The organism is Parashewanella spongiae, assembly GCF_004358345.1.
GTDB lineage: Bacteria > Pseudomonadota > Gammaproteobacteria > Enterobacterales > Shewanellaceae > Parashewanella > Parashewanella spongiae.
Genome location: NZ_CP037952.1, coordinates 2,032,645 through 2,057,104 on the forward strand (window position 1 = coordinate 2,032,645; position 24,460 = coordinate 2,057,104).

The window sequence follows — 24,460 nt, forward strand, 5'->3', positions numbered from 1 at the left end:
CTGAATGAAATAAATTAAAAACTGAAGGGCTTGACAAAGATGTCCTCATAGAAGGGGCTGTTTATCTTTCAGGGTTAAATTTTGTGCTATTTGAGCGTTTATCTGTTCAACCTAGAAGCATCAGTTGACTGCGTTCTCAAGCGTAGAAAAAATGGCTGATAGTAAGGCGTAGCTTACAGCAAGTAGTTATTCTACTTGCAAAAGTTACAACGCAGATAGCAGTCATTTTAGCAAGCTTGTGAGCGTAGAGCACTTCACTCATTGGGTGAAAGCTATGATGATAAAATCATCGTATTGCTCAAACAGTTACTCGTATACTCAGCGTTCAACTGATGTTTTTAGGTTCAAGGCATAAGCAGTGAAGCTTAGTCATCTAAGTGAGCTGGTCACAACACAGAACAGTGAATGCTCAAAAACATCGAAAAAAGAGAGAGCGTAAATTGGTCGCTCTTTCTAAATAAAAGGTACTGCGTTATCGCTTGCTTATTTGGAATACCAAATAAGCAAGCTCTGTCTTGTATAAAACGACCAATTTATCGCTGCAAAAATAATCACGAAAGATAAACAGCCCCTAGGTTCATTACCTAAATTTTTCCAGTAAACGATGATATTGATGTTATGGCGGTGGGGTTGGATGTTATATGCAATCAGAAAAATCCATAATGAAGAATTCGTCTTCATGGTTCTCGGTATTAAAATGTAATCTGGTTTGTTGCTGGATATCATATGCATCATCTAGTCTTTTGACTAACCTACTATCGACATCACTGCTTATTCTGCTCAGCATAATTGTTAACTCTGAGAGGGTGAATTCCTCAATACGAGCTAGCAGCATCTCAACGTCTTTTGAATCCAGTCGGGGCTTATCTAAAATTGGGTTAGGATTTGCTTCAGATGATAAACCTACAAATAAACTGCTGACCCATTCCTCATCAAACTCTTTCAATTGCACAGGCTGATTATCCTTGCTTAACGAGGGGGTGTTCAAAAAATCACCGCCACCCATTAAAGGCAACAAAGCCTCATCTTCACCACCTAGGCTGACGCTGGTTTCCATAGGCTCAGGCTCTTGCGCCGTGTCACTCGTCGCTGCACCATCATGATGCCATGAAGCAGGCGGAATGTTTTGGTACTGCACGGATGAACTTAATCTCTCTCTTAATTGGCTAGGCATGTCGGCGAGGGGATATTTCTCAACGAGCGCTTTTACTGTAGGAATGCTCAGAGAATCGGCATGATACACGAGATTGTGGCGAATTTCCTGGTTCAGGTGCAAGCCTTTATGTATACACTTTTCGATGATGGCCAAACTAAGCCAACTTTCCTGCAGTGTCTCTGTGTTGCCTGTGGCGCTTGGCGCTTGCTTTTGTGATAACCGTTCTTCTCGTCGTGTAACGTAAGTACTGGTAATGCTTTGTTCACTGCTGTCAGCAAAATCAACCGGAAAGTCACTGCTTAATGTTTCAATAAACAAAGAAAGCTCATCGGCGGACCAGTTGCGAATTGTGATACTACTTGGATTGCTTGGACTACTTTGGCTTAACTGAGGAAAGGGCAGCTCAATCATTTCCTCATCAATATTGAGTAGCCTCATATGAGCTTGACTAATATGGTAAGGAGTCGAGGCGCTGGCAAAGGATAAACTGAACCAATAACAAAAAAGCACCATGGGGCAATCTGTTTGTTGTGCTTGTGTATTAATGCATAATGTGACCCCTTTATCTGTATCCACATTGTTGGTAGGTACACTAAACGTCACGGTATTTAATGTTGTAGGATGCTTTACTGGCAAGACTAACCCTCTGGTGACTAGCCCCAAATTCAGTGTGTTCATGGTTTTCACTTTGGGTTTTACGGTCGAATTTAGATACTGACCGTAATCTCTCCCTGCTAGGCAAAGGGTATGAAATTTCTTAGCTGGTAATGACATCGATAATTGATATAGGTCATTAGCGGTACTGAACACTTTGCATAACGCTCGGCAACAGTTGATATCGTTAATCAATTTCTTAGTTTTAGGTGTAGATGAAAGCAAGCAGGCCGCAATTAAATACGCCTGAACCTGATTCACATTTTCATCCTCAACGCCCTTTAGGACGACCGGATACAATGTCTTATCCCATTGTTCTGATGTGGGGCATGAGCGGATTACCCTGCAAAAACGAAAGTAATGGCTTATACTCTCATGGCTCTGACCTTTCAAATTGAGTGCGCTGGACAGAATGGTTTTATTGATTGGCTGACTGAGTAAACGTTCCCAGTGGGATAGTTTCTGCACTTCCTCAGCGACCAGAGCGCGGCTTCCCTCTGGACGAGGCGCATTTGCAAAGAACAATTTTAATCCCAGCTGGCCGTTGGCGAAACAGATTTTACCGAGCGAGTTCAATATCCCTTGATGGCTTTCTATTACGCATGGGAACGTTAATCCCATTATTTCGATCGAACTCAATGAGCAGTGGTTATTCAATTTATCTAGCAGCTCAGGCTCACCTTTAACAGTCAACGCCAGTGCTTTTATCGATATTAGTTCATTGTTCTTATGAAAGTGAGTGATCAGCTTTGCGACAAGCGAACAGGAAAAAGCCTTTTCTACAGCTAAAAGAGATGATTGTTTCCACTCGTGAATGCAGAGTTGCAGTAGTTTATCGTCGGGTTGACCATCAATGCTTAATAAAGAAAACAGCTTAGTTACCTCCTCCTGTTTCGGCGACAGCGAGAAAACTTCAAAGACACAGGCTAATCTGAGAAGGTGGAACCGACCATTTTGCTGCAATGCAGGGTGTTCAAGCAAGTTAAACCAGCTGTCGGTATCATCAGGTTGACTTTTCTTCACCTTAACTAATAACAACTTAAACAAGGGCAGATTTAATCTGCCGTCCTCATGCAACTGCGGCATTTTCAGCAGTTCAATAAAGCGCATCATCGTCGCTTCGTTAGGCAGACCGCCTTGGTGAAATATCGACAACAGTGATTTGTGTAGCGGCAGGCTCAATCTGCCGCCCTCCTGCAATTGCGGAAGTTCCAGCAGATCAATAAAGCGCTTCATCTCCGATTCGTCAGGCAAACCTCGGCCACTAAATATCGACGACAGGGATTTGAGCAAAGGCAGATTTAAACTGCCGCCCTCCTGCAGTTGCGGCAGTTCCAACAACATAATAAAGCGCGCCATTGCCTTTTCGTCAGGCAGACCGCGGCGACCAAGTATCGACGACAGGGATTTGAACCTCGGCAGGCTCAATCTGCCGTCCTCCTGCAGTTGCGGCAATTCCAGAAGATTAACAAAGCGCGTCATCGCCGTTTCCTCAGGTATGCCGCGACCACAAAATATCGACGACAGGGATTGGAGCAGAGGTAGACTTAATCTGCCACCCTCATGTAACTGCGGCAGTTTTAGCAGCTCAATAAAGCGCTTCATCTCGACTTCGTTAGGTAAACCGCGGCCATTAAATATTGATGAAAGGGATTTGAACTTCCGCAGGCTTAATCGACCACCCTCCTGCAGCGGCGGCAGTTCGAGTAGTTTAATGAAACGCGTCATTTCCACTTCGTCAGGCAGGCCGCGGCAATTAAATATCGACGAAAGGGATTTGAGACGCGGCATGCTTAATCTGCCACCCTCCTGCAGCTGTGGGAGTTCCAGAATATTAACAAAGCGCGTCATCTCCGCTTCATCAGGTAGACCGCGGCCATGAAATATCGACGATAGAGATTTAAGCAACGGCAGATTTAATGTGCCGCTCTCCTGCAGTTGCGGCAGTTCCAGTAACTTAACTAAGCGCTTCATCTCCGATTCGTCAGGCAAACCGTGGCCATTAAACAATGATGACAGGGATTTGAACTGCGGCAAATTCAACGTGCCTTCCTCTAGTAGTTGCGGCAATTTCAGCAGCTTATTAAAGCGCTCCATCTTCGACTCGTTAGGAAAACCGCGACACCTAAATATCGACGACAGTGATTTCATCGGTTTGGTTTTCGCCACCTGAGTGATGTGTTTGTCACTGAACCTAAAGAACTTTTTTATCTTACTCGGTATATGAATCATGCTGGTAAAAAAGCCAGTATCTTTTACCTTTGCATCGGAGATGTTTATGAAAAAAATTGTCAGTTTTTTGCTGTACTCGGTTCGTTCCTCTTCGGATTTAATCTCGACCTTAGATAATAACTTTATGAATGCAGGTAAAATTTTAATACCTTTGCGATTCATTGCATTTTGAAGGTTTCTAGGCAGCTCTTGATCCAGCAAAAAAAAATAACGTTCACTCGCCGTAGTAGTGGTACACAATCTTTTAGGAACGGGGCTGCCTTCATCAGTTCTCGATCTTTTACGATTTGACTCACCAGCATAATCTGAGGGCGAGGATGTGCCATGCATGGCACTGGAAATTGTATTTGAAGTGGAGGTGAGAGCCATGTTTACTACCTCTTTTAAGGAAAGTTATTTTTAGTTTATACAAGGATATAGGTTGGTGAAATCTATTACCTTTTTTGCTAGCCACCCTCATTTTACTCAGGTTTTCTCAATGTGAATCGTGTTACTTTATACCAATTACAGTAATTAACTTCCCACTCTGCAAGAGCTAAAGGATTTCAGTACAAGGCGCAAGTTTGAAGTACTATATTCCCTACGACCGCCATACAAAGCTGGCGTTCAACGCATTTCGTGCTTTTGTCAGGATAATTCAAAAACTTGTAACCTAGTAATGGAATCCTTTAGCCTTGCCCTTCGGGAGCTTGTATGTGTCCAAATTACTACGCAATACTGTCTCAACGTAGCAATGCAATAACGACAGTTTTGTATGTCGGTAATAACTATGTCTTCATCAATTTCACTTGTACTTTGAACACATACATAGCTCTGAGCTGGGAATTTAATTACTGTAATTGATATTATTATTATTATTGAACTCAAGACGTAACCAGCAGAGATTTAAAAGAGTAAATGTCATTTAAAATGAGTACAAATGAAATTATTTTAAGGTTTACAAACTGTGGTAAGGAGTTAATTGTGCGAAATTAATCATTCGTAAAGCCAAGACATAAGGAAAGTTGCGGAAGAAAGTATACCGATGAGTTCTCGCCGCTCCAGCGCAGGCTGGAAACGAAGTAACGACAGTTTTGTATGTCGGTAGTCTAGGGACTGTTTATCTTTCGTGATTATTTTTGCAGCGATAAATTGGTCGTTTTATACAAGACAGAGCTTGTGCGGTTTGGTATTCCAAATAAGCAAGCGATAACGCAGTACCTTTTATTTAGAAAGAGCGACCAATTTACGCTCTCTCTTTTTTCGATGCTTTTGAGCGTTCACTGTTCTGTGTTGTAACCCGTTTACTTAGATGACTAAGCTTCACGGCTTACGCCTTGAACAGATAAACGCTCAAATAGCACAAAATTTAATCTTGAAAGATAAACAGCCCCTTCTAGTGCCTTTTGCTTTTTTCTATAAAAAACACTAGATACCAGCCTTCGCTGGTATGACAAAGGTTGGTACTTTCTAAATAGTGAGATTCCTAAGGCAAAGTATCACGGGTATATCAGTGCGAAATGTCAGATTTATACTTGATAACTCATACAAGGGCAGATTTAATCTGCCCTATTCCTGCAGTTGCGGCACTTTCAACAGTTTAATAAAAAGCGCCATCTCTGACTCGTCAGGCAAACCGCCGCCATTAAATATCGACGACAGGGGTTTGAATGTTGGGTAGTTTCAATAGCTCAATAAAGTGTTCAATCTCACCTTTCTCAGGCAAACCGCGGCCATTAAATATCGACGACAGGGATTTGAGCAGCGGCAGGCTTAATCTGCCACCCTCCTGCCGTTGCGGCATTGTTAGCAATTTTTTAAAACGCTCTATCTCCCATCCTTCTGGCTGACCGGCGTGATGAAACATTGACGACAAGGGGGGCATCGGTTGGGTTACCGCTATCTGAACGATGTGCTCATCACTGAAGTTACAGAACGTTTCTATCGTATGTTGTGCATCAAGCATGCTGGTAAAGAAGCCGGTATCTTTTACCTTTTTATCGGCGATGTTTATAAAAAAAAGTGTTAGCTTATTGCTGTACAGTGTTCGTTGCGCTTCGGATTTAATCTCGACTTTTGATAAAAAATCAGTGAATGCAGATAAAACTTTAATGCCTTTGGGGATCTAGCATTTAAAAATCTACCGCAATTGGAGTGATTGTAAGATCCCACTTTGGTAATTCACTATTTCTGACTATTTTACTTTCCAGCTCTTCTTTTTCTTTGTTATTGAGCTTGACTCCTTTTGAGTAAATTTTATCAATTAAATTGACTACTGGGCTCATCGCTTTCCATGTCATTGTTTTTGTCCATTCTATTACCGTTTTGGCTGTACTCAGTAATGTGCCATTCCAATGCCTCTCTAACGATGACCAGACTCGTTCTATCGGGTTGTACTTACTGTGGTATGGCGGGTAGTAGACGTTTCGAATCTTGAGTTTCGATTGTTCACTAAACGCTACTAATCTAAACAGGTATTGAGTACGACAGCCACTATTTTCAGGACCATTATCTGAAAAAATAATGAGTTCTTCCACTTCTAGATTTTCACTTTTAACTGAATCCCACCACCATTCAAGTGCGTCACAAATGAAGTCACTTGTTTTATTTGAGTTGCCATAAAAAACATGAAGTTGATCATTGTCGAGGTTAAGAATTCCGAACGGGATCATTTTCTTTTTTATTTCCATATCATGATCCAACGCTTGAACAGCATCAGCACTACGAGATTTACCGTAACGGGAATACTCACCAACATTAACTGTCGCTTTACAGTCGATACTAATACGGATGACTTTTTTATTACCGGTTGTTTCTTTATTGATTTTGTTTACGTTTTCAAAGATAGCGTCTGTTTGAGGAATTTTTTTTGGGGTTTAGTTTTTTGGACTCGTCGAAGTCTGTATCCCAGTCGATTTAATATGTCGTTAATGGTTCTTTCTTTAGGTAATTCTTCAGGTAGCCAGCCTTTTTCTTCAATTAACTTTTTTCTGACGCCTTTCGCTGTAATTCGGGTATACACAAACGTATTTTTAAACTTCGGGTCGGCTTGCGATTCAGGATCTACTAACGCTCTAATATCTATTTCTAATTGAGGCTGACTCACTTCACTTCGAGGTTTTCCGTCATAGTTTCCGAAACACTCGAAGCCCGTTTCTTGTTCATGAAGCCCAAGCGCAACAGCCTTTCGACACCAGCCAAATTCTGTTTCAGTTAAGCGTGGACTCCCACAGCAGAAGGTTTTGGATACTTCGGCCATAAAAACTCTTTTCTCCATCCCATGAAGTTTACTGGATGCAAGTTTAATTATCCTTTTGGACTCACTAGAAAGGTAAATTGAAGTAGACATTTGGCTGCAACCGTAAATTACTCTGTTTGGATTATACGTCGGTATAACCTAAGTCGCAGCATCCCTTGAGATTCATTGCATCTTGAAGTATTTGGGGTAGCTTTTTATCCTGCGATACTAAATAACATTTACTCGTCGCAGTTATGGTACACAATCTTTTAGGAGCGGAATTGCCTTCATCAGTCCTCTCTATTTTACAGTTTGACTCATCAACGTAATTTGAGTACGAGGGTGTGTCATACATAACTCCGGAAGTAGTATTTGAAGTGGAGATGAGTGCCATTTTTACGACCTTTTTTAAGTACAAGTGTTTTTGAGTTTATAAACCCGTGTTACCTGAAATGCCCTGAAAGTTACATTTTTAGGTATCACAGTAATAGGTTGATGAAGCCTTACTCTTGAACTCATGCAGTAACTAGCAGCAGGATTTAAAATGATAGATGTCATTTTAAATGAGGGCAAATGAAATTTAATTAAGATTTATAAACATCGGTAAGGGCTTACGGGAACGAAATCAATCATTCGTAAAACAAAGTGTCACGGGTATATCAGTGCGAAATGACGGACTTATAGTGGGTGGAGTATAAATAGTGGGTGGAATATAAAATTGCATCTAAAACTAAAAATTTGATAAGAGGTTTACTTTTTTAATATATCCCCGTGATAATTGAAGGTGAAACTTTCAGGGTATTTTCAACGGTTCATTTTTCAAGGCGTGAAAGTGCGGGGCTAGTTAGCCAATTTAAGCTGACATGGTCAACTAAATTTTGACACCTCAGGGATCTCGTGATATTAGAAAGTAACTATCTTTGTCATACCAGCGAAGGCCACTACCCCAGAATGTAGAGTTACAGTAGTTCATCGTCGAGTTTATTATCAATGCTTAATCCTAAATAAATCGGTTGAGAGCGTTCATATACGCAGAAAAAATTACTGATAGCAAGGCATGAATAGCAGCAAGTAGTGGTTACCGACATATAAAACTGTCGTTACTTCGTTTCTACTTGCAAAATTTATAACGCAGCTAGCGGTGGTTTTGACAAGTATATGAATGTTCAGCACTCACCTGATGGGTGAATTAGGGTTGTTTAATTTTGTATTTAACTTCAATAGATTAAAGCTAAATTGTGCGTTCAACCGATTTATTTAGGTTAATAAAGAAAGCAGATGAATTACTTGAACCGATGTCTGCGGCAGCGAGAAAACAGCAAAGACACAGGCTAAACAGAGAGGATGGAACCGACCAATACACTGCAATGCAGGGCATTCAAACAAGCAAGCAATGCCAGCCTTCGGTATCATAAGGCCGACTCATCACTTTAACTAATAACAACTCATACAAGGGCAGATTTAATCTGCCGTCCTCCTGCAGTTGCGGTACTTTTCATTGTTTAAAAAAGCGCCACATTTGATTCATCAGGCAAACCGCGGCCATGAAATATCGACGACAGGGATTTGAGCCTCGGCAGACTTAATGTGCCGCCCTCCTGCAGCTGCGGCAGTTCCAGAAGCTTGAAAAAACGTGCTATCTCTGATTCGTCAGGCAAACCGCGACCATGAAATATCGATGACAGGGAATTAAGCAGCGGCAAACTTAATGTGCCGCCCTCCTGCAGCTGCGGCAGTTCCAGAAGCTTAATAAAGCGCATTGTCACGGCTTCGTCAGGCAAACCACGACCATGAAATATCGACGACAGGGATTTGAACCTCGGCAGACTTAATGTGCCGTCCTCTTGCAGTTTCGGCAGTTCCAGAAGATTAATAAAGCGCCTGATCGTCGCTTTGTCAGGCAAACCGAGACCATGAAATATCGACAACAGGGAATTAAGCAGCGGCAAACTTAATTTGCCGTTCTCCTGCAGTTGCGGCATTGTTAGCAGCTTTATAAAGCGCCTCATCGTCTCTTCGTCAGGCAAACCGCGGCCATGAAATATCGACGACAGGGATTTGAGCCTCGGCAGACTTAATGTGCCGTCTTCCTGCAGTCGCGGCTGATTCAGCGTATCAATAAAGCGCATCATCGTCTCTTCGTCAGGCAAACCACAGCCATTAAGGATCGACGACAGATAATTGAGTCGCGGCAGGTCTAATTCGCCGTCAACCTGCAGCAGAGGTAGTTTCAGCAGCTTATTAAAGCGCTCCATATCCCATTGGTCAGGCACTTCACAACCAAGAAATATCGACGACAGGGATTTTAGCCGCGGCAGGCTTAATCTGCCACCCTCCTGCAGTTGCGGCATTGTTAGCAACTTATTAAAACACTCTATCTCCCATCCTTCTGGCAGATCAGCGTGATGATACATTGACGACAAGGGGAGCATCGGTTGGGTAAACGCTATCTGAACGATGTGCTCATCGCTGAAATTAAAGAACGTTTCTATCTTATGTTGTGCATCAAGCATGCTGGTAAAGAAGCCGGTATCTTTTACCTTTTTATCGGCGATGTTTATGAAAAAAAGAGTTAGCTTATTAATGTACAGTGTTCGTTGTGCTTCGGATTTAATCTCGACTTTTGATAAAAAATCAGTGAATGCAGATAAAACTTTAATGCCTTTGCGATTCATTGCATTTTGGAGTATTTGAGGTAGCTTTTTATCCTGCGATACTAAATAACATTTATTCGTACTCGTACTCGTCGTAGTTGTGGTACACAATCTTTTAGGATCGGGATTGTCTTCATCTGTCCACGCTCTTTTGCGGTTTGACTCATCAATAGAAGGCGAGGGAGTATCATACGCGGCACCAGTGGTAGTATTTGAAGTGGAGATGAGTGCCATTTTTACGACCTTTTTTAAGTACAAGTGTTTTTGAGTTTATAAACCCGTGTTACCTGAAATGCCCTGAAAGTTACATTTTTAGGTATCACAGTAATAGGTTGATGAAGCCTTACTCTTGAACTCATGCAGTAACTAGCAGCAGGATTTAAAATGATAAATGTCATTTTAAATGAGGACAAATGAAATTTAATTAAGATTTATAAACATCGGTAAGGGCTTACGGGAACGAAATCAATCATTCGTAAAACAAAGTGTCACGGGTATATCAGTGCGAAATGACGGACTTATAGTGGGTGGAATATAAAATTGCATCTAAAACTAAAAAATCAGATTTAGGCTTCTACCAATTACAGTAATTAAATGCTCAACTCAGAGCTATGTATGCGCACAAAGTACAAACGAAATTGGGGAAAACATAGTTATTACCGACATACAAAACTGTCGTTGCTTCGTTTCCAGCCTGTGATGGAGTGACGAAAACTCATCGGTATACTTTCTTTCGCAACTTTCCTTAGTTAAGAGACTTTTTACATAAACACTTTAATTGAACTTCCCCTGTCATACAGGGATTAAAATCCAGCAATTGATTGTATTAAAGGTGAGAAAAATTAGACTGAGCAATTAGAGAACAAGAATGTCGTGCCAATCTCCCTCCTAATTGTTCTTTTGCTAACATTAATCGAAGTTAGAGGTAAGTATCATGCTGTCTGAACTAAACGTTAATTGTATGTCGAAATTATTACCTCCTGCAAAACAACTTACGCAAGATCTTACAGATATCTGCGGGCAGACATATCATACAGTGGCAACATCCAGCCAGAAAGTTATGGAGTTTCTGGCTTCATCGACATCCGATGCGGCTTATTCAGTATCCGTTGGGGCAACGACGGGGGCGTTAGTCGGTTCAGTAACTGGCCCCGCTGGTGCAGCGGCAGGAGCCGTTGCAGGTGCCACAGTGGGGGCTGGTCATGTCGCGTTGAAAAAAGGCCTTCAATTAGCTTTGTCGCCATTTGTTTCAAAACAAACAGCAGAAACCACAGCCTCTACTGTGCAATTGGCTTGTGGCGTGGGTACGACGTATGCAGTAACCGAAAGTATTCCTAAGGCGGCCTTGTCTATCGCTTGCAGTTTCGCAGGTAAAAAACTGTCAGATAAATTAGTCGACACTAAGTCGGCTAATCCCGTATTTAAAGGTGCAACAGATGCTACCTTTGCAGCCTTAGGAACCCTTGCAGGCCACGCCATCGGCTCCAGAATTGACACGGCGACGAGTAAAGCACCCAATGACTTTTCCGATAGTCACAATGTCAGGCGGCAGGCTGATACATCACACCCTTGCGGCAACAATAGAGCTAGCACAAGATTTATCAATGGGGATACTACGGTAAATGGATCTAATGGCGAGTGTGGTCACTTTGTTGTATCTGGAACAACTTTAATTCTTGAACAGCAAGCGGCTCAAAAAGCTAAAATTGATTTGAATATAGACAGTACTGTTATTGCTAGACAGCAATCTGCAAAAAAAGCAGAGATTAATGAAAATTCTGATTATCACTATGAAGAATTTTATGATGATGCAGCAGAAGAAGCTGTGATTAATCGTAATGGAGATAGTGTCAGCCGTAGGCGTCTAAACTTCCATAATGATGCGGGACGAAAAGTAACAATAAATGAAAATATTGACAACGACCAGCAGGTACTTTTTGTAAACAATGCAGGAAGAGAGGCAACTATAAACCAAAAAAGTAATCAAAATAGGGTTGTTTTTTCTGATTATTCAGGGAAAGAAGCGACAGTAAATCAATTGGCTAATAATGATAGAGCTGAATTTCGAGATAATGCAGGCCAGCAGGCCAGAGTGAATTTGAACGGCGATGCTGATGAGACTTTGCTGCAGGGTGATTCATTATTTCAGGCACAAATTGATGTTAAAGATCGTCTAAACAGGACAGCCAACGATACTCATATTAATTTGCAGGCCACTAATGCTTCAGGCGCGGAAGCTGACCTTACCGTAGGTCAAAACGGCTATGTTGTCTCCAGTGGTAACGCATTCATAAATGCAAGTGTTCAGATTCAAGAAGGTGGGCAATTTGATGCAATTGATAATGCCTGTCAAGGGTGTTCAATTTCCGTCTCTGGCGGTAAACTAAAATTCAACCCGAACTCAGCATTAGCGAATGCGGATATCGTTATTTGTAAGGGTGGTCAAGTATTTGACCAAGATGGTACACCACTCAATCGCACTGAAGTTGAGCAAAGTCACGTGCGTTCCATAAATGAGCTAAGCGGACAAGATTTCGATGCATCATGTAATCCAGTCACTCCTACTAATCCGACCATTCCTTCCGAGAATACTAGCGGTACCAGTAAAGCGGCAGGTATCGCTCTTGGTATTTTGGTTCCTGTAACCGTGGTCGTTGTCGTGGTCACACCGACAGGCATCATTTTATATGTAAAACGAAATGAGGTTAAAAGGTGCTGTCAGAGCTTGAGACAAAAAAATATCTCTTTTATTAAGCCTAGATTCTCAGGTAGCCCTGACAAGCAAACAAAGGGGGGCGCTGTCGATTTGGTCGCAATTAATATTGATTTACCAACAGAAGCAAAAACTAAATCTAAACCTCTACCCACTAAGAAAACTAAGACTAACCCTGCTTCAGCCAACGAATTGCCTAAAGTAAAAACTAAAGAGGTTGGTGATACAGTAATAATCGATATGAAGAGACATTAACTTCCTCTTGGTCAGCCTTACGCCGAATGCCGACTAATCACTCATTTGGAAACGAAGTAACGACAGTTTTGTTTATCGGTAAATAACCAAACTGCATAAGCTCTTCTTTGCATAAAATAACCTTGGGTTTGTGAGGAGCTCTTTTGACAATTAAAAGTAAAAATTAAAACATGTACTAAACTTTAGCTTTGTAATCAGCAATTACTATATTTACCAAATGAATAAAAGCTAAGTTGAGGGACCACATGAAAGCTATCAGCCTTTTACTCGCAATTGTTACTTACTCGTGTTTTATTTCAACATCTTTCGCAAGCCAAACTTGTATTTCTAGTCAAATCCATTTAGACAAAATGTTAAAAGAAGATGGTAATTTACAACTTAAATTAATGGATGCACTCGATAGTAGACCTTCTACTTCTTATTGGTATAAGAAAAAAAACAAGGATTTTATTATATTTTTTAAAGATTGGCAGTGCTATGTTCCTCACCCTGATACTTTATCAAAATACAATATAATAATGGCAGATTTTGTAGAAACAAAAGAAGGCTATTACTTCATGTCAATACCATTTGTAAGGTCTTGGTTTATATCTTTTTTAAACGAAAGAAAAGCTTTTTTGAACTCACCTGAATCAGCGGCGAATATTCAAGAGTTTATTGATGACACTAAAACAAAAATTAATGAATTTATCGTACCTAAGTCCGGTTTTATGAACTTCAATAGTTTCTTCCAAAGAAAACTTAAAAAGAATGCTCGCGTTGTTTCAATGGCGAACAATGAAAAGTGTTTAAATTCTCCAGTTGATGGAACTTTTAACAAAGAAGACAGTATATTGCCCAATTTTTTGAACACTCAGGTTAAGCTTAAAACTGACACATTGAGTACAAAAGAAGTTTTCAATAATTCACCATACGCATCAAAGTTTGTAGGTGGTAATGTATTGAACATTACACTGAATTATTACAACGCGCATTGGCTTTATTCTCCAGTAAACGGAAAAATTGTCGATCAAAATATCCTTGCGGGACTTTATAACTTAGAGTCAAGTAATCAAGATCTTCCTCAGCATAAAAGAGGATACCTAATTGTTAATACTGAAAAATTTGGATATGTAGGCATTGTGGCTGTCGGTCTGCAAACTGTTTCTGAAGTAAACTTTTTATCATCTATTAATGACGATGTAAAAAAAGGTGATGTACTTGGACACTTTGGCTATGGCGGCTCTACCGTCATCGTATTCTTTGAGTCAAATTTGCAAATGGATTTTAAGATTGACCTAAACAAAAGTGGTACTTCACTTGAGATAGGTCAAATATTAAGCTGCATAAGTAAATAAAACTTTTGTTGATTTCGTGGCACAAAGCTCAGGTTGATTACTTTAATTGAGTAAATCTGTAATTCAATTTTCTTTTAGGGACGCTGCGGAAGAAAGTATACCGATGAATCCTCGTCACTCCAGCGCAGGCTGGAGTCTAGTGCCTTTAAGCTTTTCTATAAAAGTCACTGGATACCAGCCTTTGCAGGTATGACAAAAAAAATTTAAAATATTGATTGGTACTTTCTAAATCGCTAGTTCCCTTAAGTCACTTTTCAATTTATAAAAGTAGTCTGTCAAATATGAAACATACAAAGACTTAAGAACAAGGAACATTGCAGAGCGTTTGGGTAATTTAAAAACCTCTGCCACCATTTCAAACATCATTACAATTGCTTTTTCTAATGTATGTTTTGCAACAGATAATGATTTTGAAAAAGTCACCTTCTTATCTTGGTTGATTACACATTTAACCGCCCAACCGGATTTCTTTTGTGGCGGGGCAATAATGATATGCTTGAGCCGACCGTTTGGGTGACAAAACTGAGACATAACAGACTGGTTTGATGAAGTTTGCCTCGCTGCGAGTTCTTTATCAAGAGTCTTAGCATCATGTTTTTTAAGTGCTAACTCTTTACCGAATAACCCCGTAATATTGATAAATCGATTAAACTCTTCTTTGTTCACTTTTCTGTGGACATGGAGGTACTCTCTACCATTGAGTTCTCTATAAACTACCGACATAACGACTCACTTAACAGGCGCATTCTTGCGAATGGTTTTATTGTTAATGTATTTAAACTACATTGGGTCATGCGTTTGAAAGAATACCCAATGAAGCACAATATTGATTTAAGGCGCATATTATAATATTGAAAGATAAAAATTTAAAAGTAGTACATTATTTTGGTTATGCGAGAGGATATTTAACATTTCGATTTGGCTTATCTAAGGAAAGTTGCGGAAAAAAGTATACCGATGAGTTTGCGTTACTCTAGTGCAGGCTGGAAACGAAGTAACGACAGTTTTGTATGTCGGTAACAACTATGCCTTCATCAATTTCGATGGCACTTTGAGCACATACATAAATAATAAGTTCTTTGATAATTACTGTGTTCAGATTTAGTGCTATACAAGACGCAGTGTAGGGCGCATAGCCGTATCTATGTAACCGAAGTTGCAACACCATAGAGTGCTGAAAATGGGCACTAGAAAAACTTAAGAAACTTATGGTCAGGTACTTAGCTCTGAGTTGAGCAATTAATTACTGTAATAGGTATTACTCGAGTCTTGCCAACAAAATGTTGGCAAGACTCGGTTTAGAGTTTTAAAACAGCAAGAACGCTTGAATCAAAATCCTTTAGATTTCATTCTGCAAAGCTCAGGTAACGGATTAAAATTTAGCTTCAAAACTTAAGCTAACTTGACGCTCTGCACCATATTCAACTGATGAAGTTGTACGAGTACCACCTTCAGTTCTAAATGCATAATAGTCATTATCAAGTAAGTTTTTAGCCGTTAAGAACAAGCCAAAGTTATCCCAGTTGTACCCGACACGTGTATTAACAATAGTTCGAGCACTACTTCGAGTTGCTGCATTTTCATTCATCGCTACTAACTTGTCTGCAGAAGAGTCTTGATAGTTAGCGTTAACATTCATGAAAAAACCATTATCAGCGGTATAAGTCGCACCGAAGTTCGTGGTCCATTTAGGCGCACGAGCAAAAGACTGACCCGTATAGATTTTGTCTTTACTTCTGTCGTCTTGATTTACGATATCTATAAAGTCTGTAAATTCACTTTCTGAGAAACCAAATCCGAAATTGATTTTCAAGTTGTTATTTAGGGCATAAAATGACTCAAGTTCGAAACCTTTTACATTAGAGCTACCGGCATTAACTGTTTTATAGTTAAAGCGACTGGTTGAGCGTTGACCTGTGCGAGGGTCAAGCGCATCACCTTGTACTGAAACTTGCTGATCTTTCCAATCAAGGTAGAACAAGTTTGCATTCACGACTAAATCATCATTTAACCATGCAGAACGAAGTGAGATCTCATAATTATTTGTGAACTCGGCATCGTACTCATAGATTTCGTTGTTTGCGATGTTTCGACCTACGCCACCACTACGATAACCACGTTGATAGGTAATATGAGTGCTCATCGAGTCATTGATGAAGTAGCTTGCACCTAGTTTAGGAAGTAACTCAGAAAAACTTTCGTCAACAGGATTTTCTTTACCTGTTGCTTCAGCCGCAAATTGAATGATTTGACTGTTAAGTGTAGCTAAAATACCAGGCAAGTACTGCCCGAATACAGGATGTAAAGAAGGGTATAGTGGGTTAGTCGGGTCGGGTAATTGATCAACGTTCTCAATTGTAGTGATTGTTTCGCTATGGCGAGATTGCTTCTCGTAATCGTAACGAAGACCACCAAACACTTCAAAATTGTCATTGAGTTGATAGCTTAGCTCTGAGTAGAGTGCAGCGCTGGTAATTTCTTCACCTGAATTTCCGTATGCGCGAACTGCGGCAGGATCAAACCCTGTTTGTGAATAGATTGGCATCACCAGCTGATTAGTCACAAGTGTGGCAACCTCTTCAGTAAGGCCAAAACCTCTTACTAACTGACCTGTTAGCAATGCTGGTACACCAAGATCTTCGTCTAAACTCAGCTGTCTTGGACCATCGAACACATCTTTTACTTTAATGTTTGAATAGTAAGCACCGAATACCGCGTTTAGCTTGTCACCTTCATAAGTAAAACGTATTTCTTGGCTCTTAGTCTTATCGTTTCTGTCATCAATTAATTGTGATTTAGATTCAAGACCTTGATCGCCATCCCAACGATAGCCATAGTCTGAGTTCAAGTAAGTACTGATTGCATCAAATGACCAATCATCACTGATGTCGTAGGCAACTGTTAGCGTTAGAATATCATTATCAGTGAACTCATAAGTTTCATCATTGAAAATGTTAAAGCGATTATCTGAAGTAGATTCTGGAGCTACAAAAGGTACGCCAATTTCACTGTCGTTATAGGTATAGCTTAGGGTTGCACTTAGACCTTCAATCGCATTTGGTTCAAACAAGAACTTTAAGCGATATGTTTGGTTTTCGTTGTAGTCAGAATAGTCATTACGAGTGATATTTTTATTGACGCCGTCAAAGTTGTTGTTTTCACCACTAAAACGGAATGCAACTTGGTTATCAACTAATTCACCACCAACAGCGACTGCGGCTTCGCGCTGGCCGTTTTCTCCAACAGTAATTCGAGTTTTGCCACTCCAATCATAAGTTGGCTGCTCGGTAGTGATCCAAATTGCACCAGCTAAAGCATTTCGTCCTTGAAGTGTAGACTGAGGGCCGCGCAATACCTCAACTTGATTAACATCCCAAACATTGAATGCGCCTTGCTGAATCATACGGTATGGAAGAATTGCACCATCAACATAAACACTGGTTAGATAACTTGTACCACCGCCAGAGACATTAAATGAGTTGATACCACGAATACTAAAATCGCGACCAAATTGACCAGATACATTAGGGATTTGATCCAAAACTTCATATAAGTTAATTAATTGTTCATCTTCAATTTGAGATTCAGTGATGACAGCAACACTTGTTGGTGTTTCTTGGAGTTCGCGGTCAATTTTTTGTCCTTTAACGATGATTCTTTCTATTTGATCATCAGCAAAGGCTGTTAGAGAGGTTGACGCTATTGCTGTGAAAAGTGCGAGCTTTACATAACGGGCGAGTAAGCTGTGTTTCATTGTACCTTCCATGTATTAAAAATGATAATGATTTGCATTTATTTTATTGTATGGAAAATAATATGTGAAGTGTTTTATGGTACGAAGTTCTAATTTAATTACTATTGCTAATGTTAATAATTTTTATTTGCACTTAATGTTGTGAAAACGTTATCCTTATGTTGTTCTATAAACAGTTGATGAATGATCATGAGCAAGAAACAAACTTTTAGTGCGATAAAACGAAGGAACGTAATGGCAATGCTCTTAGCACTCATTACGGCAACAATAATGATTCCAGGGATGACGACTTATCTTCCGTTTGAAATGGAACAACAAATCTTAATTCCAATTTTATTATTTCCATTCATATGGGCTGGGTTATTTATATATACATATATGGCTGAAAAAGCGTGGCAGCCATTTGTCTTAATGTTGTTGCTCATTATTAGTCACCTTGCTCTTAGCTATGATGCTTTGATGGGAGGCGCTTAATAATGAAAAGTTTAACCATTAAAAAGTTATTTCGAATGCACAGTTGGGTAGGAATCGTTACGGGTATTCTGCTGTTTGTTGTTTCGTTCACTGGCGCGCTTGCTGTGTTTGCAAAACCTCATTTGAGTATTTGGGCGAGTGCAAGTGAAAGTTATGTCACTAGTCATGTACCAACTCAAGCTGTAGAAAATCTCATTAACGAATACGCTCAAAAAGTACCACAAGCGTTTCGTGAAAATATTCATGTTTTTATGCCAAACGGTTATGGCTTTACTAAATTGGTATTACTTTACGAGTCTCATGATGGTGACGAAAATTACCAAAAAGAGGCGGCATATGTTTATGAATTCAACAGTCAGACTTATGCGCTCGAACATAAATTTTATGGGGAAACAGGAGACTATTATGAAAACCGCCAGTCAAATATGGCACGTTATATTGGGCATTTTCATGCGGATCTGCATTTAGGACGACCAATAGGATTGATATTAACAGGTTTCTTAGGGTTGACTTTGATGGTGTCCGTCATCACCGGATTATACATCCATCGTGATATGTTTAAGCAGATGTTTACCTTCAGAAGAAACAAAAGTGTCGATGTAGTCGTTGCTGATGGACATAAACTCTTTGGGTTGTGGGGCAGTCTTTTTCATATTGTCATTGGTTTTACAGGGGCAATTTTAGGTTTAGCGACAATCATTATGCTGCCAGCAGCGGCATATGTAAGCTTTAACGGTGATCAAGAAAGATTAATAGAAACCTTCACAGCAATGCCTGAAACAGTAATTTCACATGAATATCAAAAAACTCAAATTGTTGACGTAATGGTAAACGTGAAATCGCTAGACGATAAAGCGGTATTACGTGATTTAACGATTATGGCGCTGAATGACAAAAACTCGGTTGTTTATGCCAGAACGATAGGCGGTGAAAATGTAGCATCCAGTATTGTTAAATATTCTGGAGAAGGCGAGTTTATTAAGCGAATGAGTAGCCTAGGAGATATTCTGGGGCCCGCAATCAAAGTGGTAGAGTGGATTTATCCTATGCACTTTGGCAACTTCGGAGGCTTGTTCGTTAAATTTATATGGAGTGTACTCGGCTTAACCACAGCTCTTATTCCATTATCTGGCGTCATGATGTGGCTTGCTAAACGCAGTCGAGGGCAAAATCCTGATTTATCCTTGAAAGCATACCAGAGATGGAACCGCTTAATCATAGGAAGTTGTGGAGGTGTCGTGCTCGCGTGTGCATTGTTATTTCCCGCACAAGTTTTGATGAATACCTTTATTGAAGGTTCGCAGCATAATGCTTATTTTGGCTCCATTTTCTTTGGTAGTTGGTTAGCATGGTTGTTAGTTTGTATTGCACCGATGGGTTATCGTTATTTATTAAAGATAAATGCGCTACTTGTCGCTGTTTGCTTTACTTTTGTTGTGCCACTTAAACTGGTTTTTCAACATAACTATCTAAGTCAATTGACGAATAGCAACTATCAAATCGTCACTTCAGTCGATTTAGTGTGCATTGTTTTTGCTGCTCTGTTTTTCTATCTATTCAATAAAGTTGAGATGAAAGAAGTAGAGATGTTGGCTGGATTAAAGGAGCAAACCCTATGAGCTTTATCGCACTCGCTTTATTATTGATTGCAATGTTTCTTATAAGAAAGCAGCTATTCATTCCGGCAATTCGTTTTGCTTTAATCGGTGCTTTAATTTTGAGCGCGGCTTTAATTTTAGTGACAACGCTAGGAGTGGCGCCTGCTATTGTGTTGGTTTTAGCTTGCCTTATGCTTTCAGGAATTGTTATCACTAGCATTGTTTCAAAGTTATAGGTTTTAATCACTCCGAGTTTAACTCCTCGCCCCTTGGGGCGGGGTGATTCATTTCGAGCAGAGCTATTTTAGGATCTGTTGATCTTTCGTGATTGTTTTTGCAGCGATAAATTGGTTATTTTATGCATGGCAGAGTTTGTGAGGTTTGGTTATTATCGACATACAAAACTGTCGTTACTTCGTTTCCAAATAAGAAAACGATAACGTAGCAGAAATGACCAATTTACGCTGTCTTCGATGCTTTTGAGCATTCACTGTTCTGTGTTGTGAACAGCTCACTTAGGGACGTGGCGGAAGAATGTATACCAATTTTATCGTCACTCCTGCGAACGCAGGAGTCCAGAGTCTTTGGTTAATTTGGGCACAAGTCGCTGGATACCTGCGTTCGCAGGTATGACAAATTAAGCGTTGAAATTTAAAGTGGTATTATTTGAACTGCGACATCCCTTAGATGGCTAAGCATCACTGCTCACGCCTTGAACAGATAAATGCTCAAATAGCACAAAATTTAATCCTGAAAGATCAACAGACCCTAATGTCGGTAATAACTTAATTGGTATTACACTGACCTAAAGTGAACTTTGGGTTATGATAAGAAAAACTTAAATCGGTAGAACCAATTAATCACGCTTTTAAGGGTTATGGATAAAAACTATGATAAAAAAATTAGCCTACGTTAGCTTATTATTAGCGCCATGTTCCCTATATACGTTTGCCGCTGAATCGCCCAAAATGAGTAAAGCTAACGTCATTAAACCAGCGAAGTTAGTGAGTATTGCAACTCATGACGCTTTTTTTGAACGTCTAAAAATGTACTGTGGAAAAGCTTTCCAAGGTAAAGTGACCGTAGACAATCAAGATAACGGATCTTTTAGTAATAAAAAATTGGTTATGCATGTAAGAAAGTGCACAGATATAGAATTGCAAATCCCATTTCATGTCGGAAATGATGCATCTAGAACGTGGATAATCACCAAAACGGGTTCTGGCCTGAGTTTAAAACACGATCATCGCCAAGGAAACGGTGAATATGATGACTTAACCATGTATGGTGGCCATACTCTCGATGCTGGTAAAGACCATGCTCAATCGTTCCCAGCGGATCAATATTCGAAAGAGTTATTTGTGAAACAAGAAATTTCACAGTCTGTTGGTAACACTTGGCAAATTTTGATACGTCCTGAAAAGTATACTTATCGCTTATTTAGACAAGGGCGAGAGTTTCAAGTTGATTTTGATCTCACTCAGCCAATTACTGCACCATCAGCGCCTTGGGGTTACCAAGACTGATAGCGCTATTAGCTGTTTTTTGAACCGTTATACTCGCTGGATATTTCCGCAAGGTGATGATGGTCTTAGGGGTGAATCATCTGTCTCTCTTTCCGATGGAAGTGGCCCTGTTAAATATTCTAGATGGATAACACCAGAAACCTTATCTGTTGTGACTAAAAGCTTTTGGGTTCAAATTGATACGTTTACTGATAATGATGAAGAGAATCAGCACTTCGACCACGTAGAGATAAAGCGCAACAAAATTTGGGATAACGCCTGTGTGTAATTGGTATAATAGGTGTGTTCGAGTTTAAACCAATGAAATAGCGCCAAACAGAAGACAGATTTATTTGTCAATTTGTATGATTTTCCAAGACTAATGCCACAAAAAAAACGATAATCTCCACCATTAATGTCATTTCGCAGGCTGGTAGTAGCATAACACTTTACGACTACACCGATTTATTGCTCAGTGTGCGAAGTTTTACTGTGGAAGTATTCAATGGAAATCAAAGTCAATTTTCTCGATAACCTCAGGCTTGAAGCAAAGTTTGATGATTATACTGTCGTTGCTGATCAGCCTATTCGCTACAAAGGAGATGGTTCAGCACCTAGCCCGTTTGATTACTTTTTAGCTTCATCGGCACTTTGTGCGGCTTACTTTGTAAAAGTGTACTGTGTAAGCCGAGATATCTCGACCGATGGTATTAGGCTGTCACAAAACAACATTGTTGATCCAGAAAATCGTTACAACCAAATATTTCAAATTCAAGTAGAGCTTCCAGAAAACCTATCTGAAAAAGATCGCACGGGTATTTTGCGATCTATTGACCGTTGTACAGTAAAAAAAGTGGTTCAAACAGGCCCTGAATTTAAAATCGAAACTGTCGAAAATCTTGAAGAAGATGCACAAGCCATGTTGATGGGGCAGGCCGATGAGGGTTCGAAGACTTTTATTTTAGGTAAAGACCTACCGCTTGAGCAAACTATTGCAGATATGACAGGCTTATTAGCCGATCTTGGGATGAAGATTGAAATTTCATCTTGGCGTAATATTGTACCAAACGTTTGGTCATTACACATCCGTGATGCCGCTAGCCCAATGTGTTTCACTAACGGTAAAGGTTCAACGAAAGAAAGCGCGCTTTGCTCAGCACTTGGCGAGTTTATTGAACGCTTAAACTGCAATTTCTTTTATAACGAACAATTTATCGGGCAAGATATTGCTAACAGTGAGTTTGTTCATTACCCAAATGAAAAGTGGTTTAAGCCCAGTGATGATGACGCACTCCCAACTGGTATTTTGGATGATTATACTCGGGCAATTTATGATCCAGAAGGAGAACTTCGGGGCTCTCAACTTGTTGACACCAATTCAGGTAATCGTGAACGTGGTATTTGCTCCATTCCCTATGTTCGTCATTCAGACGGAAAAACAGTGTACTTTCCATCGAATTTGATTGAAAACTTATACCTGAGTAACGGGATGAGCGCTGGAAACAACAGTAATGAAGCCAAAGTGCAGTGTTTATCAGAAATTTTTGAACGTGCAGTTAAACGACAAATCATTGAAGAAGAAATTGTCTTACCTGACGTACCACAAGATGTGCTGAATAAATACCCAAGCATTGTAGAAGGGATAAAGGGTTTAGAGGCACAGGGCTTCCCTGTGCTTGTTAAAGACGCTTCATTAGGTGGTCAGTTCCCAGTGATGTGTGTGACCCTAATGAACCCTAAAACCGGCGGCGTTTTTGCATCATTTGGTGCTCACCCTAGTTTTGAGGCCGCATTAGAGCGCAGTTTGACAGAACTCCTGCAAGGGCGCAGTTTCGAAGGACTCAATGACGTACCAAAACCGACGTTTAATAGCATGGTTGTGGCTGAGCCAGAGAACTTTGTTGAACACTTTATTGATTCAACGGGTGTCATTTCTTGGCGTTTCTTTAGTGCAAAACATGATCACGCATTCTGTGAGTGGGATTTCTCAGGCACGAACGAAGAAGAATCAGAGTGTTTGTTTGGTATATTAAAAGATCTAGGCAAAGAGGTTTATATCGCCGAGTTTTCTGATCTAGGTTCAGCTTGTCGAATTTTAGTACCAGATTATTCTGAAGTGTATCCAGTTGAAGATCTTATCTGGGATAACACCAACAAAGCACTCACATATCGTGAAGACATATTAAACCTACATTCGCTCAATGATGACGCTTTAGAAGGCTTGTTAGAGCGATTAGAAGAAAACCAGCTAGATAACTACACCGACATTATCACGCTTATTGGTATTGAGTTCGACGAAAACACCGTCTGGGGTCAGCTGACAATTTTAGAGCTTAAGATTCTAATATATCTCGCCTTAGGTGGACTGGAAGATGCGATTGAACTTGTCGAAACCTTCTTACAGTTTAACGATAATACAGTCGAGCGCAGATTGTTCTATCAAGCGGTTCACGCTGTCCTTGAAATCACACTCGATGAAGAGTTAGAGCTTGAAGATTTTATCGCTAATCTTAATAGAATGTTTGGTGAAGGTATCATGAATAATGTGGTGGGCTCCGTCACTGGTGAAGTGAGATTCTTCGGTTTAACTAAAACAAGTATGAAATTGGAAGGATTAGATAAACATTTAAGGTTGATTGAAAGTTACAAAAAGCTACACAAAGCCCGTGCGTTAAAGGCTGGTATAAGTCTGACAAATCAATAAATTCAGCTGTGAAAGATGAATTTATTGAGAGATTGATGAAGTCAATACCCATGAGCCGTTTAATACTCATGGGTATGAACCCGATTTTATAAATGTTGTATACACGTGATGCTTGAACCTAGAAACATCAATTGACTGCGTTCTTAAGCGTAGAAAAAATGGCTGATAGTAAGGCGTAGCTTGCAGCAAGTAGTTATTCTACTTGCA

At 40.0% G+C, this 24,460-nt stretch carries 13 protein-coding genes and 1 pseudogene; 8 read left to right on the top strand and 6 right to left on the bottom strand.

The genetic code is table 11. The annotated features are described in order from the left end of the window. Positions 1-637: 637 nt before the first annotated feature. The 4 genes and pseudogenes from E2I05_RS07755 to E2I05_RS07775 all read right to left on the bottom strand — a co-directional run bounded on the left by E2I05_RS07755 (position 638) and on the right by E2I05_RS07775 (position 10,147). Positions 638-4,411, bottom strand: coding sequence for a hypothetical protein (locus E2I05_RS07755; protein ID WP_133309559.1), 3,774 nt, complete (start codon positions 4,409-4,411; stop codon positions 638-640). Between the two features lie 1,255 nt (positions 4,412-5,666). Further along, positions 5,667-5,987 carry a hypothetical protein gene (locus E2I05_RS07760; protein WP_121855214.1) on the bottom strand — a complete coding sequence of 107 codons (321 nt, stop codon included), beginning with the start codon at positions 5,985-5,987 and terminating at the stop codon, positions 5,667-5,669. 166 nt (positions 5,988-6,153) lie between these two features. Next, a pseudogene (locus E2I05_RS22985) lies at positions 6,154-7,370 on the bottom strand (ISAzo13 family transposase). 1,391 nt (positions 7,371-8,761) lie between these two features. Then, positions 8,762-10,147, bottom strand: a complete 1,386-nt coding sequence (locus E2I05_RS07775; RefSeq protein ID WP_121854393.1) for a hypothetical protein — start codon at positions 10,145-10,147, stop codon at positions 8,762-8,764. 727 nt (positions 10,148-10,874) lie between these two features. Between E2I05_RS07775 and E2I05_RS07780 the strand changes: the two genes are divergently transcribed. Together E2I05_RS07780 and E2I05_RS07785 are read left to right on the top strand one after the other, a co-directional pair. Further along, the gene (locus E2I05_RS07780; protein WP_133372204.1) at positions 10,875-12,881 is read left to right on the top strand and encodes a hypothetical protein; all 2,007 of its coding nucleotides are present in this window, start codon (positions 10,875-10,877) and stop codon (positions 12,879-12,881) included. Between the two features lie 245 nt (positions 12,882-13,126). Beyond that, positions 13,127-14,218, top strand: coding sequence for a phosphatidylserine decarboxylase (locus E2I05_RS07785; protein WP_121854395.1), 1,092 nt, complete (start codon positions 13,127-13,129; stop codon positions 14,216-14,218). A 225-nt stretch (positions 14,219-14,443) separates the two neighbouring features. On the opposite strand, the gene E2I05_RS07790 is transcribed toward E2I05_RS07785, so the two are convergent. Continuing rightward, positions 14,444-14,941 (bottom strand): hypothetical protein, encoded by a 498-nt coding sequence (locus E2I05_RS07790; RefSeq protein ID WP_121854396.1) that lies wholly within the window; start codon positions 14,939-14,941, stop codon positions 14,444-14,446. Positions 14,942-15,590: 649 nt separating this feature from the next. Further along, positions 15,591-17,972 carry a TonB-dependent receptor gene (locus tag E2I05_RS07795; RefSeq protein ID WP_165905532.1) on the bottom strand — a complete coding sequence of 794 codons (2,382 nt, stop codon included), beginning with the start codon at positions 17,970-17,972 and terminating at the stop codon, positions 15,591-15,593. Positions 17,973-18,161: 189 nt separating this feature from the next. Here E2I05_RS07795 and E2I05_RS07800 point away from each other — a divergent pair, with 189 nt between their 5' ends. The 6 genes from E2I05_RS07800 (at position 18,162) to E2I05_RS07825 (ending at position 24,253) form a co-directional block, all read left to right on the top strand. Then, a complete protein-coding gene (locus tag E2I05_RS07800; protein WP_121854398.1) occupies positions 18,162-18,446 on the top strand; it encodes a hypothetical protein in 285 nt (94 codons plus the stop codon). A 2-nt stretch (positions 18,447-18,448) separates the two neighbouring features. Further along, entirely contained in the window at positions 18,449-20,065 is a 1,617-nt protein-coding gene (locus E2I05_RS07805) for a PepSY-associated TM helix domain-containing protein (RefSeq protein ID WP_121854399.1), read from the top strand. Beyond that, the gene (locus E2I05_RS07810) at positions 20,062-20,280 is read left to right on the top strand and encodes a hypothetical protein (RefSeq protein WP_121854400.1); all 219 of its coding nucleotides are present in this window, start codon (positions 20,062-20,064) and stop codon (positions 20,278-20,280) included. Before E2I05_RS07805 ends, E2I05_RS07810 begins: the two co-directional genes overlap by 4 nt. Positions 20,281-21,012: 732 nt before the next feature. Then, positions 21,013-21,570 (top strand): hypothetical protein, encoded by a 558-nt coding sequence (locus tag E2I05_RS07815; RefSeq protein ID WP_121854403.1) that lies wholly within the window; start codon positions 21,013-21,015, stop codon positions 21,568-21,570. Positions 21,571-21,589: 19 nt separating this feature from the next. Beyond that, positions 21,590-21,838: a hypothetical protein gene (locus E2I05_RS07820; RefSeq protein ID WP_121854401.1), complete on the top strand. Its 249-nt coding sequence runs from the start codon at positions 21,590-21,592 to the stop codon at positions 21,836-21,838. Positions 21,839-22,054: 216 nt separating this feature from the next. Beyond that, complete coding sequence (locus tag E2I05_RS07825; protein ID WP_121854402.1) at positions 22,055-24,253, top strand: OsmC domain/YcaO domain-containing protein; 2,199 nt, start codon at positions 22,055-22,057, stop codon at positions 24,251-24,253. The last annotated feature ends 207 nt before the right edge of the window (positions 24,254-24,460 follow it).

Coding starts and splice junctions, on each gene's coding strand:
- E2I05_RS07795 (WP_165905532.1), bottom strand. CDS start 17,972: ATGAAACACAGCTTACTCGCCCGTTATGTAAAGCTCGCACTTTTCACA.
- E2I05_RS07785 (WP_121854395.1), top strand. CDS start 13,127: ATGAAAGCTATCAGCCTTTTACTCGCAATTGTTACTTACTCGTGTTTT.
- E2I05_RS07800 (WP_121854398.1), top strand. CDS start 18,162: ATGAGCAAGAAACAAACTTTTAGTGCGATAAAACGAAGGAACGTAATG.
- E2I05_RS07810 (WP_121854400.1), top strand. CDS start 20,062: ATGAGCTTTATCGCACTCGCTTTATTATTGATTGCAATGTTTCTTATA.
- E2I05_RS07760 (WP_121855214.1), bottom strand. CDS start 5,987: ATGCTTGATGCACAACATACGATAGAAACGTTCTGTAACTTCAGTGAT.
- E2I05_RS07780 (WP_133372204.1), top strand. CDS start 10,875: ATGTCGAAATTATTACCTCCTGCAAAACAACTTACGCAAGATCTTACA.
- E2I05_RS07805 (WP_121854399.1), top strand. CDS start 18,449: ATGAAAAGTTTAACCATTAAAAAGTTATTTCGAATGCACAGTTGGGTA.
- E2I05_RS07825 (WP_121854402.1), top strand. CDS start 22,055: ATGGAAATCAAAGTCAATTTTCTCGATAACCTCAGGCTTGAAGCAAAG.
- E2I05_RS07815 (WP_121854403.1), top strand. CDS start 21,013: ATGAGTAAAGCTAACGTCATTAAACCAGCGAAGTTAGTGAGTATTGCA.
- E2I05_RS07790 (WP_121854396.1), bottom strand. CDS start 14,941: ATGTCGGTAGTTTATAGAGAACTCAATGGTAGAGAGTACCTCCATGTC.
- E2I05_RS07755 (WP_133309559.1), bottom strand. CDS start 4,411: ATGGCTCTCACCTCCACTTCAAATACAATTTCCAGTGCCATGCATGGC.
- E2I05_RS07775 (WP_121854393.1), bottom strand. CDS start 10,147: ATGGCACTCATCTCCACTTCAAATACTACCACTGGTGCCGCGTATGAT.